The organism is Streptomyces sp. NPDC006283 (assembly GCF_040613325.1).
Lineage (GTDB): Bacteria > Actinomycetota > Actinomycetes > Streptomycetales > Streptomycetaceae > Streptomyces.
The window spans coordinates 1-10,632 of sequence record NZ_JBEXRZ010000242.1; the positions used below are offsets into that span (position 1 = coordinate 1).

The window sequence follows — 10,632 nt, forward strand, 5'->3', positions numbered from 1 at the left end:
TGGCGGTCCTCGAATCCGGTGCAGCTCCAGGACGCGTTGGCATTCGCGTCACCATTGACGAAGGCTTTCGCGTCACCGGTGATGATGCGCAGGAAGCGCGGCATCGCGGTGACCTTGCCCTGTGGGCTTCCCTCGAAGGTGAGCGTGACGTCCGACGGCGTCTGGATCTCGCCGACATTCTGGTCCTTGCCGCCGCCGTCCGCGTTGTTGTCGGCGGCGTCCTGCCCGTTCTGCAGTCGCAGTACCGGCCAGTAGTAGGTGGACCTGTCGCCCTGGTCGCGGCAGGTGGTCTCGCCCGACGCGAGGTCGTCATCCGTGGCGAATGCGTCGTTCGCCTGGTTGCCGACGTAGTCGTGCATGTGGTGCGCGCCGTTGCTCACGCCGGGGGCGACGATGACGTTGTCGGGATTGAACTTGCCGTTCTCGTTGACACCGCAGTCCGTGGTGAACGTGCCCGTGGAGCCGGCCCCGCGACTGCCGGGCCCGGTGACGTTCGGTTGGACGGACCGGATGTTGCTGAAGTCGGAAGCCTGCGGGCCGTTGCCCGCCTGCCCGCCGTTGTCGCCCGCCTGGCCGCCTCCGGCGTCCTGGCCGTCCTGCCCGTCGCCCTGGTCGCCTTGGCTCTGGTCGCCGTTGCCCTTGCCGTTGCCGGCTTCCGTGTCGGCGTCGTCGGTCAGCAGGGTGCAGGGGGCCAGTGCCCGCAGTCCCTCAGGACGTTGTCCGTCGAAGCGGCCGATCGCTTCGGCGATCCGGTCGAGTCCGGCTTCCCGTTTGCTCTGCAGCGGTCCGAGGATTACGTTCCCGGCGAACTGGGAATCTCTTGCGATCTGTTCCTTCTCCTGTGCGAACCGCTGGTAGGCCTCGGTGATCTGACTGTCCATCGTCGCCAGTTCCCGGTCGACCTCCGGCCTGGCCGCCGCGGGCACCTCCGGCAACTCGTTGGCGACCTCGGGGCATTTGACGGTTGCCGCGACAGGCTCGCCGGCCAGGGGCTGCTCCTGGCTGCTCCCGCCGCCCGGCCAAGGCCCCTGCCCTTCGCCGGCGGCGGCGTAGGAGTTGACCGCGATGAGACCGCCACCGCCGAGTATGAGCGCGATCGAGGCGGCGGCGACGCGGCTTCCGGCTCTCGGACGTCTTCGCATTGACTGTCGCATCGGGCACTCCATCTGCTTCATCGCCGGGTGGACATGGGGGTGCCCGGTCGAGGGCACGTGCGCAGTCCCATACGTGCGGGCCTCGTCGGATGTTCAACCGCCCGACACCGTCGCCTGCTCCCAAGCCGCTGTGACGGCTACTGGTACCTGTGCCAAGTCGCTCAAGGGGACGGCGGGGCCGCCGAACGGGTGAGTGCGGGGGTGTCGACGTCGACCGGCCCTCCCGGCAGTACCGCCCGGCCCACCACCACGGTCGGTGGAGGGTGTCGAACCCAACCTGACTGCTGTGAAAGGAATATGACGTCCCCTCGGTTGCGGAATCAACTACAGCTTTACCGAGCCTTGGTGTAGCTCAGCCGTCGTTTACGTGAGCCTCATGAGCACCAGGCGGTGACTGCGAGCCCGCCAGTATCAGGGCGCAGCGAAGTCACCGTCCCCCCATGAACGGTGAGAGGCAACACGACGATGACGAAGAACCGCGTACTGCGGTACGGCGGCCGCATGACGGCGCTGACGGCGACCGTGCTCGGGACGCTCGCGGCGACCGCCTTGCCCGCCACGGCCGAGGAACAGCCCACCAGTGCACAGATCCTGGCGGACTGCGGCTCCGGTGAAGGCAAGTGCACCTTCAATTCTCCGGAGATCGGCGAGGCGTATCTCGGTGAGCCCCGCCAGGTCTCCGACCTGCTCTACAACTGCACCACCTCGCCCGCCTCGCAGACCATGAGCTGGGCCGACACCGTGGGCTCCTCCCACTCGGTCGGCGGCTCGGTCACCGTCGGCGGCGGCATCGAAGGCATCATCACCGCCAGTGTGACCGCGACGTACAACTACACGTGGCAGAGCTCCCACACCGAGACCAGTTCCTTCACCGTGACCGTGCGGCCGGGAGAAGTGGGCTGGATCTCCCGTGCACAGGTGATGCAGCAGATATCCGGCACCTGGCAGACCCACTACGACGACCCGAAGTGGGGCCACTACTACTGGTTCGTACCCGACGTGATCACCGGGCCGGCCACGAACGGCACGGACGGCAAGCACAGCGCCGTCATGGTCAAGTCCCGGAAGATGACGGACGCGGAGAAGAAGTCCTGCTCCACCCGCTCCGACCGGGGAAAGGTCTTCACCCGCAGCAGCTGATCCCTCCTCGAGGCGGGCGGGCCGGCCGAAACCTGACCGGCCGGCCCGTCCGCCCGCGCCCCTGATGGACACCTGACGTATCTCGGGCCGGCAGGAGTTGACATCCGCAATGTGCGGGCAGGAGTCCGGCGAACACAGCGCAGGTGGGGGAGTCGGCCCCGCCGATTTCTGCGGAACAGAGATCGACGATTGCAAGTGTGGCGCGTACGCGTAAATCGCTAGCGGTTGAGCAAGTACCGTTCGCAACACGGTGGTTCAATATGCATCGCTGCCATGTCCGTGTCATCCTTGTCCGGCCTTGTCGCCTGCTTCGCCACGCACGGCTGCATCCCCGCCGCATCGCCCGCAGGCCCCGTCGCGCCGCGCCGGTAGGCGCTGGGCGGCATGCCGACCAGCTCGGTGAAGCGGCTGCTGAAAGTGCTCAGCGACGAGCAGCCGACCGCGCAGCAGACCTCGGCGACGCTGAGGTCTCCACGACGCAGCAGCGCCGCCGCCCGCTCGATGCGGCGCGTCATCAGGTACGCGTACGGCGACGCGCCGTAGGCCTGCCGGAACTGGCGGCTGAGGTGCCCGGCGGACATGTTCACGCCGCGGGCGAGCGCTTCGACGTCGAGTGGCCGCGCGTGCTCCCGGTCGATCCGGTCCCGGACACGGCGCAGTCGCGCGAGGTCGCTCAGGTGCTGCGCCGCGGCGAGTGCGCGCCCCCACGAGGGGTGACACATGAGGAGACTCCCTTTCATCGATGTCTGCGAGCGCCTGGTTGCATGCCGACGTATGCGGCGAGGTGCTCGACGGTGACGACCGGCTTGCCGTGGTCGACGAGCTGGTCGAGCGGCCGGGCAACGACTCACGGCAGCGGGACGGACGCCTGCGGTCGGAGCCCGGCCCGGCGGGCATGCGGGCGGCGGCCCTAGGGGGCGGCGGGTGCGCGCCACCTCGGCCTCGGCAGCCGACGTCGTGACCAACGCTGCGCTGAGTGCCCCCCGTTGGTCGAGGGGTGTGGCTCAAAGGAGTAGGCCGCCGCCGCGTCCTCGCAGGTCGTCGCGACACCGGCCCACACAGCCGGATCGGTGGCCGGCACCAGGGCTCAGCGAAGCTCCTGGATGCGGACCAGGTTGCCCGCGGGATCACGGAACGCGCAGTCGCGGATGCCGTACGGCTGTTCGGTCGGCTCCTGCACCACCTCGGCGTTCCCGGCCTGCACCTTCTCGAAGACGCCGTCGAGGTCCCGGGTGGCCAGCAGAATCCAGCCGTACGTTCCCTTGGCCATCATCTCGGTGATGGTGCGGCGCTCGTCCTCGGTGACTCCGGGGTCGGCGGCCGGCGGCGCCAGGAGGATGGACGTGTCGCGCTGGCCGACGGGACCGACCGTGATCCAGCGCATCGTGCCCTGCCCGACGTCGCTGCGGACCTCGAAGCCGAGGGCGTCGCGATAGAAGGCGAGGGACGCGTCCGGGTCGTCGTGCGGGAGGAAGCTTGTGTGAATGGTGATGTCCATGGCCCTCAGGCTAGGCGCGGCTCCACGACCGCGCTTCTCGAATCCTGATCGATCCAGGCGCGTGGTGCACCGACGAACGCGGCGACGGCCGGGACAGGCCCGTTCGGCCTGCGGACCGTCCTGGTCACCGCACGTGACGGACGCCGATGAACGGCGATATGTCCATCCGGCCTCCGGTGCGAGGGCAGGGCTGCGTGCGCCGAGCCGGCGCGGGCTCGGCCCCACGGCGGGGCGATCGGGCGGCGGCGTCGCACCCCGGCCGCCCGGTCCGCCGGTCGGTCTACATGGCCTGCTCCTCAAGGCAGTTGACAGCTCGAACGGTGCACGTCAGAGTCCCGGCGTGAGCGCGATCAACGATCTGACGCCGGCCGAGACGCGTATATGGCGGGCCTTTCCGCGAGGCGAGCCCGTGGACTTCCGCGCCGCCGAGAACGAGGACCAGACGCTCGGCGACGCCTGGGGCGCCGAGCGGACCGTACGGGCGAGCGTGCTGCGGGCACTGCTGCTCAAGGCTCCCCAGGAGGAGGGGGAGATCGCCGCACTCAAGATCACGGGGGCGCGGATCACGGGCGTACTGGACCTGAACCATGCCGTGATCGACGCTGCTGTCCGGCTGCGCCAGTGCCAGTTCGACGGCGTTCCCAGCCTGTACGGAGCCCAGCTGCGCCAGCTCGATCTGAGCAGGTCCGTTCTGCCGGGCCTGAACTCGGGGACCTTGCGGGTCGAAGGGGCGCTGCGGATGACGCGCTGCCGTATGCGAGGGCCGGTGCGGCTCGGCGGCGCTCAGATCTCCGGGGCGCTGTTCATGGAGCGGGCCAAGTTCACGGCGCCGGACGACTCCGAGCCCGTACTTCAGCTCAACCAGGCAGCGATCGGGGACGACTTGTGGGCCCCCAGGATGCGCGCGCACGGAGTGGTACGCCTCACCGGCGCCTCCGTCGCCGGACGCATCAATGTTCAGGACGCCGAGTTCAACAAGCCCGACGGCACGGCGCTGGACGCGCAGAATCTCCATGTTGGAGCTCACGTACGAGCGCGGTGCCTCGTCGCGCAGGGGCGGGTCGAGCTCCGAGGCTCGCGCATATCGGGCCGTCTCGACCTCCTTCACGCCCGCCTGTCCCACCCCGGCGACACGGCACTGCGGGCGAGCAGTTGTGTCTTCGGTGAACTGTGGCTGCGCGGGGGTGAACGCATCGAGGGAGCCCTGAACCTGCGGCGCTCTCACATCGAGATCCTGACCCTTGAACCGGAGATGCTGCCGGACCAGGTGTATCTCAGCAACCTCACCTACACGGCGCTCACGCCGCACGAGCCCCCCGAGCGTCGTCTTCCGATGCTGGAGCGGGACGGCGACCGCTATGACCCGTACGTCTACGAGCAGTTGACGGCCGCCTACCGCCACGTCGGTGACGACGACGCGGCACGGCTCGTGCAACTCGCCAAGCAGCGCCGCCGACGCACCACGCTCACCTGGTACGGCCGGCTGTGGGGGTACATCCAGGACGCCATCGTCGGCTACGGCTTCCGGCCCTTGCGCGCGGCCGTCTGGCTGCTGTCCCTCATGACCGCCGGATCGATCGTGTACGGCCTGGAGCATCCACGCCCCATCCAGGGCGGAGCTCCGGACTTCAACCCCGTCTTCTACACCCTGGACCTGCTGCTGCCGATCATCACCTTCGGCCAGGAGCCGGCGTTCGCCCCCGACGGCTGGCACCAGTGGCTGTCGTACTCCCTGATCATCACCGGCTGGATACTGGCGACGACGGTCGTTGCGGGGGTGACCCGTACGGTCAGCCGTCAATGACCCCCGGGGGAACCCGGCGGAACCCGGCGGAACCAGCGCGGAACAGTGGCGGTGCCGTGCACAGCGGAAATCCGTTTCGCGGGGGGGTGGGGCGCGCCCTACGGTGGCGTGGTGACGACTCAGATGATCATTCTCAACGGTGGTTCCAGCGCGGGGAAGTCCGGGATCGTACGGTGCTTGCAGGAGGTTCTGCCCGAGCCGTGGCTGGCTTTCGGCTGCGACGCGTTCGTCGACGCGATGCCCGCGAAGACGCAGGCGTCGGCCGAAGGGATCGAGATCTCGGCGGACGGCGTGGTGAATGTCGGAGCGGACTTCCGGGTTCTGGAGGCGGCCTGGATGGAAGGCATTGTGGCGATGGTCCGCGCCGGCGCCCGAGTCGTCATCGATGATGTCTTCCTCGGCGGAGCGGCGTCCCAGCAACGCTGGCAGAAGGCACTCGGAGATGTGGCTGTGCTGTGGGTCGGCGTCAGGTGTGAAAGTGCGGTCGCCGCAGGCCGTGAGGTCGCACGCGGCGATCGGGTTCAGGGAATGGCGGCGTTGCAGGCGGATGCGGTGCACGAGGGGGTGTTCTACGACCTGGAGGTGGACACGACGCACGCCGAGTCGCTGGCGTGCGCGCGAACCATCGCCTCCCGCATCGGCCGACCCTGATCCACCTCTCAAGATCACACCGCATGAGGCCGGCCCCCCGCTCCGTCAGGTGGCTGTCAACCGGGCCGCGCCGAAGGAGACGTCGAAGCGGTCGCACCAGATGCTGACGCTGGTGTACTCGGTCAGCTTCAGGTCCGCGGGGATCGGGTAGTTCTGGTCACCCTTGTTGCCCTTGAGCTTGCCCAGGCTGACGTACTTGCCGTCGTCGAAGACGTGCCAGCCCGCCCTGCCTTCCTTCACCGGGGCATCGGTCAGCCACACCCTCAGGTCCGGCCCGTTGCTGGTGTCCAGCCCCTCCAGCCGGAGGATGCGCGAGCCGTCCGGCAGTCGGACGATCTTCACGGTGCCGGTGGTGGTGTGCTCGTGGCTGATCAGGCTTCCCTCGGCCAGGGTCCGCGGGGCGCCCGGCGGCGAGGAGGCCGGCGCCGCGGTGGGAAGGGCTTCGCCGACCGTCTGGTCCTGCCACAGCTTCCACGGCTGGAACCAGTACAGACCCGCGGCCACCACCACGGCTGCCACTGCCAACGCCACGATCGCCCACGCCCGAAGCCGTCTGCCCTCACGCTTCACCACGTGTTCCTCCTCGACGTTCAGGCCGACTCGACGACATCGGGCACCGCGGCCCGGAGAGCCGCCCATAACGCAATGTTACGGCGGATGACGGCGCTACAGCCGCCGCAGCCCGGTGGTGAGGACCTGGCTCGACATCCTGTCGCCGAGCACGAGGCGGTCCGGCGCCCGGTGCCGTCCGGTCGGGCCGGTACCGGGCACGCGGTCATGGTGCGGGCGATGCGGTTTCCGGGAGGAGGTACCAGGCGGTGCTGTCCGGCGGCAGCAGGCGGGCGCCGGCGTGCAGCGGCACGCTGCTGAGCACCGGGCCGGTGGCCGTGCCCTCGGGGCCTTCGGGCAGCAGGACCGGCTCGGGTGTGGGGTTGGCGAGGCAGCGCAGCGAGCCGGCGGTGAAGTCGAGTACGTCCGCGTGCGGCGGTGAGTTCCACTGCAGGGCCGCGTCAGGGGTGAGGGCCTTGCGGCGCAGCGCCAGGGCCGCGCGGTAGACGCCGAGGGTGCTGTCCGGGTCGCCGCGCTGGGCCTCGACGGACAGGTCGGCGAAGGTCTCCGGCTGGGGCAGCCAGCCGGGTCCGGGGCCGAAGCCGAGGGACGGGCCGGTGCGCTCCCAGGGGAGGGGCACCCGGCAGCCGTCGCGGCCTTTGCGGGCGCCGGCCGAGCGGACGCGGACGGGGTCGCGCAGGACCTCGTCGGGGAGGTCGGCGACCTCCGGCAGGCCGAGCTCCTCGCCCTGGTAGAGGTAGGCGGCGCCGGGCAGGGCCAGCAGGAGCAGAGCCGCGGCACGGGCGCGGCGGCCGGCCGCGTCCGGGTCGAGCGGTGGCTGTGTTCCACCGGACCGCAGCCACCGCTCCTGGTCGGTGCCTGCTGGCAGCGCCAGCCGGGAGGCGTGCCGGATCACGTCGTGATTGGAGAGGACCCAGGTGGGCGCCGCCCCCACGGCGCCGGCCAGGGCGAGCGAGCGGTCGACGGTGGCGCGCAGCGCCGGGGCGTCCCAGGAGGCGCCGAGGAAGTCGAAGTTGAAGGCCTGGTGGAGTTCGTCGGCGCGTACGTAGAGGCCGCGCCGGTCGGGGGCGGCCCAGGACTCGGCGACGGTGAGGCGCGGCGGCCGGTAGGTGTCGGTCAGGCGGCGGAAGCCGCGCAGCAGCCCGTGCACTTCCTCGCGGTCCCAGAACGGGTGGTCGCCGCGCCAGCCGTCGCCGACGATGCGGTGGTGCATCTGGTCGGGGCCGAGGTCGCGGAGGGGTTCGGCGAGGTCCTTGGCCATGCCGTGGGCGACGTCGAAGCGGAAGCCGTCGACGCCGCGGTCCAGCCAGAACCGGAGGATGTCATGGAACTCGGCGACCACCTCGGGGTGGGTCCAGTCCAGGTCGGGCTGGGTGGCGTCGAAGAGGTGGAGGTACCACTGGCCGTCGTCGACCTGCCGCCAGGCCGGGCCGCCGAACACGGACTGCCAGTCGGTGGGCGGCCGGGTGCCGCCGTTCCGGCCGTCGCGGAAGACGTAGCGTGCGCGGGCCGGGCCGCCGGGCGGTGCGGCGAGTGCCTCCTGGAACCACGTGTGCTGGTCCGAGGTGTGGTTGGGCACGATGTCGACGATGACACGCAGGCCGAGCGCATGGGCGCGGGCGACGAGGGCGTCGAAGTCGTCGAGGGTGCCGAAGCGCGGGTCGACGTCGCGGTGGTCGGCGACGTCGTAGCCGCCGTCCCGCATCGGCGAGGGGTAGAACGGGGTGAGCCAGACGGCGTCGGCGCCGAGCTGGGTGATGTGGGGCAGGCGGGCGGTGATTCCGGGGAGATCTCCCACACCGTCGCCGTCACTGTCGGCGAAACTGCGGACGTATATCTGGTAGATGACGGCGTTGCGCCACCATTGGGGCCCGAGATGCGGTTCGGGGGTGTGCATCGAAAGTCCTTGGGTGAGGCGCGGTTCAGGGGTGGACTCGTGTGACGGCGGCGAGTTGGGCCGTGCCTGAGCGGGGTGAGGTCAACACGGGCACGCCGAGCGCACCTGCGGGCAGGGCGGACAGAACGTTCGCCATCGACGCCTGGGCGAGTACGAGCACGTCGTGGTCCTCGGCCAGGCGCCGAGCCTGCTCGGTGATGAGCCGGTCGTGACGGGCCTGGTCGCCGCCGGTGCGGGCCTCGTAGGCGCCCGGACAGGTGGTCGTGGTGAGGGTGATGACGGCGCCCTGCTCGGCCGCGGCGCGCCGGACCAGGTCGGCGGTCGGGGTGAGCGTGGAGTCGAGGGTCGCCAGGACGGCGATCCGGCTGCCGGTGCGGACGGCTTCGGCGGCCATCGGCTCGTCGATGCGCAGCACCGGGATCCCGGCGAGTGGGCGGGCCTGTTCGGCGGCGGCGCCGAGGGAGGAGCAGGTGACCAGGACGGCGTCGGCGCCGGCCGCTTCGGCATGGGTGACGTAGGCGGTGAGGCGGGCGGCAGTGCGGGGCAGCGGCCCGTACGCGACGGTGTCGGCGAGCAGGCTCTCGTCGACGAGGTGGTACGGGCGGACGTGCGGGGCGAGTTCGCGCAGCAGCGGGTCGAAGACGGCCGGAAGGCCGGCGACGGTGTGCAGCACGCAGACGCGCGGGGCCGTGGCGGGTGCGGTGCTGGTCACGCGTTCTCCTGGGTACGGGCGGCGGTCGTGTTCCACCAGGGGCGGCCGTGGGTGTCGACGATGTCGCCGAGGCGGCGCAGCCGGTCGGTGCTCGGGCCGCGGAGTGCGGCGTCGCGGTCGCCGGTCAGGGCGTCGGTCCACAGGGCGCGTCCGGCGAGGAAGCCCGAGGCGCCGGCCCGGCAGGCGGCTTCGACGGCGGTCGGGAAGTCGGTGGCGGCGACTCCCTGTGAGAGCACCACCCAGGGCACCTCCACGGCGGCGTCGATGCGGGCGGCCTGCTCGGTGAGGTGGGAGACGGAGCCGACGCCGCCGTCGGGGACCTGGCACTTGTAGAGCGAGGGTGCGAGCGGGGCGAGTTCGCGGGCCGCCTCGACGATGGCGTCGTTGAGGACGAAGGTGCCGGCCGCCTCCTCCTCGCGGGTGGGCCGGGCGACCGGTTCGAGGACGGAGGCGAGCCCGGCGGTCCGGCACAACTCGACGAAGCGGGCGGCGAGTTCGACACGGCGCTCCCGGTGGCCGTCGCGGCGCCAGATGACCAGCAGCTTGAGGCCACGGGTGCTGTCGGCGACAACCTTGACGGTGTCGACGGTCTCGTCCAGCGACGTGTCCTCGACGGCCTTGCCGGGCTGCTGGTCCAGGACGTCGACGGCGAGGATCGGCGCGCAGCCGGCGGGCAGCACCTGTCCGTCGACGAGCTGCCGGTAGCCGTAGTCCTGGTCGATGAGGAGCGCGGAGGCGTGCGGGCCGAGTTCGCGGGCCACAGCGGTCTTGAAGTCGGTGAGGCGCGCGTCGGGGATGTCCGTGCCGGGCACGCCGGCGCGTTCGGCCATCATCGTGCGGAGCGAGTCGCGTTGGTCGGCGGCGACCATCGCGAAGGTGCCGGTGGGGCGGGCGAGTGCGGCGGGGGCGACGGAGCCGCCGGCGAGCAGCGTGGGGCGGGTCATTGATGTCGTTCCTTGTCCTCGAAGTCGGTACGCGGTGCGGTGCGGGGTGTCACGAGCGGCAGGAACCGTTCGTGGTGGTCGGCGCGGTGGGCTCGGGCCGCCGCGGGGTCGGGGCGGAGGTCTGTGGTCGGGGCCGCGGGCGGCCGGCCGAGGCCGAGGGCGGTGCCCGCGAGGAGCGCGTGATCTTCCTCGGCGTGCAGATCGACGACGCCTCCGCAAACGACGTGATGGCGCAGCTGCTGTGCCTGGAGTCGATGGACCC

At 70.8% G+C, this 10,632-nt stretch carries 11 protein-coding genes and 1 pseudogene; 5 read left to right on the plus strand and 7 right to left on the minus strand.

The window, feature by feature from the left end:
- Positions 1 to 1,154, minus strand: a 1,154-nt coding sequence (locus ABZ070_RS31765) for a DUF1996 domain-containing protein (protein ID WP_356638892.1), incomplete at its 3' end; no start/stop codon positions are given.
- Positions 1,155 to 1,619: 465 nt separating this feature from the next.
- Here ABZ070_RS31765 and ABZ070_RS31770 point away from each other — a divergent pair.
- The gene (locus ABZ070_RS31770) at positions 1,620 to 2,294 is read left to right on the plus strand and encodes a hypothetical protein (RefSeq protein WP_356638894.1); all 675 of its coding nucleotides are present in this window, start codon (positions 1,620 to 1,622) and stop codon (positions 2,292 to 2,294) included.
- Between the two features lie 218 nt (positions 2,295 to 2,512).
- Here ABZ070_RS31770 and ABZ070_RS31775 read toward each other — a convergent pair whose 3' ends face one another.
- Entirely contained in the window at positions 2,513 to 3,016 is a 504-nt protein-coding gene (locus ABZ070_RS31775; RefSeq protein WP_356638896.1) for a helix-turn-helix transcriptional regulator, read from the minus strand.
- A gap of 20 nt (positions 3,017 to 3,036) precedes the next feature.
- Here ABZ070_RS31775 and ABZ070_RS31780 point away from each other — a divergent pair, with 20 nt between their 5' ends.
- A complete protein-coding gene (locus tag ABZ070_RS31780) occupies positions 3,037 to 3,255 on the plus strand; it encodes a hypothetical protein (protein WP_356638898.1) in 219 nt (72 codons plus the stop codon).
- Between the two features lie 126 nt (positions 3,256 to 3,381).
- Here ABZ070_RS31780 and ABZ070_RS31785 read toward each other — a convergent pair whose 3' ends face one another.
- The gene (locus ABZ070_RS31785) at positions 3,382 to 3,792 is read right to left on the minus strand and encodes a VOC family protein (protein ID WP_356638900.1); all 411 of its coding nucleotides are present in this window, start codon (positions 3,790 to 3,792) and stop codon (positions 3,382 to 3,384) included.
- Between the two features lie 340 nt (positions 3,793 to 4,132).
- Here ABZ070_RS31785 and ABZ070_RS31790 point away from each other — a divergent pair, with 340 nt between their 5' ends.
- Complete coding sequence (locus ABZ070_RS31790) at positions 4,133 to 5,596, plus strand: membrane-associated oxidoreductase (RefSeq protein WP_356638903.1); 1,464 nt, start codon at positions 4,133 to 4,135, stop codon at positions 5,594 to 5,596.
- A gap of 111 nt (positions 5,597 to 5,707) precedes the next feature.
- Positions 5,708 to 6,247 (plus strand): chloramphenicol phosphotransferase CPT, encoded by a 540-nt coding sequence (cpt, locus tag ABZ070_RS31795; RefSeq protein ID WP_356638906.1) that lies wholly within the window; start codon positions 5,708 to 5,710, stop codon positions 6,245 to 6,247.
- Positions 6,248 to 6,292: 45 nt separating this feature from the next.
- On the opposite strand, the gene ABZ070_RS31800 is transcribed toward cpt, so the two are convergent.
- The 4 genes from ABZ070_RS31800 to ABZ070_RS31815 all read right to left on the minus strand — a co-directional run bounded on the left by ABZ070_RS31800 (position 6,293) and on the right by ABZ070_RS31815 (position 10,370).
- A complete protein-coding gene (locus tag ABZ070_RS31800; RefSeq protein ID WP_356638914.1) occupies positions 6,293 to 6,817 on the minus strand; it encodes a DM13 domain-containing protein in 525 nt (174 codons plus the stop codon).
- A 205-nt stretch (positions 6,818 to 7,022) separates the two neighbouring features.
- Positions 7,023 to 8,714 (minus strand): glycoside hydrolase family 13 protein, encoded by a 1,692-nt coding sequence (locus tag ABZ070_RS31805; protein ID WP_356638908.1) that lies wholly within the window; start codon positions 8,712 to 8,714, stop codon positions 7,023 to 7,025.
- A gap of 25 nt (positions 8,715 to 8,739) precedes the next feature.
- Complete coding sequence (locus ABZ070_RS31810; protein WP_356638910.1) at positions 8,740 to 9,426, minus strand: aspartate/glutamate racemase family protein; 687 nt, start codon at positions 9,424 to 9,426, stop codon at positions 8,740 to 8,742.
- Positions 9,423 to 10,370 (minus strand): hypothetical protein, encoded by a 948-nt coding sequence (locus ABZ070_RS31815; protein ID WP_356638912.1) that lies wholly within the window; start codon positions 10,368 to 10,370, stop codon positions 9,423 to 9,425. The genes ABZ070_RS31810 and ABZ070_RS31815 overlap by 4 nt, the downstream gene beginning before the upstream one ends.
- A gap of 170 nt (positions 10,371 to 10,540) precedes the next feature.
- Here ABZ070_RS31815 and ABZ070_RS31820 point away from each other — a divergent pair.
- Positions 10,541 to 10,632 (plus strand): annotated as a pseudogene (locus ABZ070_RS31820) (ATP-dependent Clp protease proteolytic subunit); the annotation flags it as partial.

Excerpts from the sequence above, each read along its gene's own strand:
- ABZ070_RS31770 (WP_356638894.1), top strand. The coding sequence starts at position 1,620 with ATGACGAAGAACCGCGTACTGCGGTACGGCGGCCGCATGACGGCGCTG.
- ABZ070_RS31775 (WP_356638896.1), bottom strand. The coding sequence starts at position 3,016 with ATGTGTCACCCCTCGTGGGGGCGCGCACTCGCCGCGGCGCAGCACCTG.
- ABZ070_RS31780 (WP_356638898.1), top strand. The coding sequence starts at position 3,037 with ATGTCTGCGAGCGCCTGGTTGCATGCCGACGTATGCGGCGAGGTGCTC.
- ABZ070_RS31785 (WP_356638900.1), bottom strand. The coding sequence starts at position 3,792 with ATGGACATCACCATTCACACAAGCTTCCTCCCGCACGACGACCCGGAC.
- ABZ070_RS31805 (WP_356638908.1), bottom strand. The coding sequence starts at position 8,714 with ATGCACACCCCCGAACCGCATCTCGGGCCCCAATGGTGGCGCAACGCC.
- ABZ070_RS31815 (WP_356638912.1), bottom strand. The coding sequence starts at position 10,370 with ATGACCCGCCCCACGCTGCTCGCCGGCGGCTCCGTCGCCCCCGCCGCA.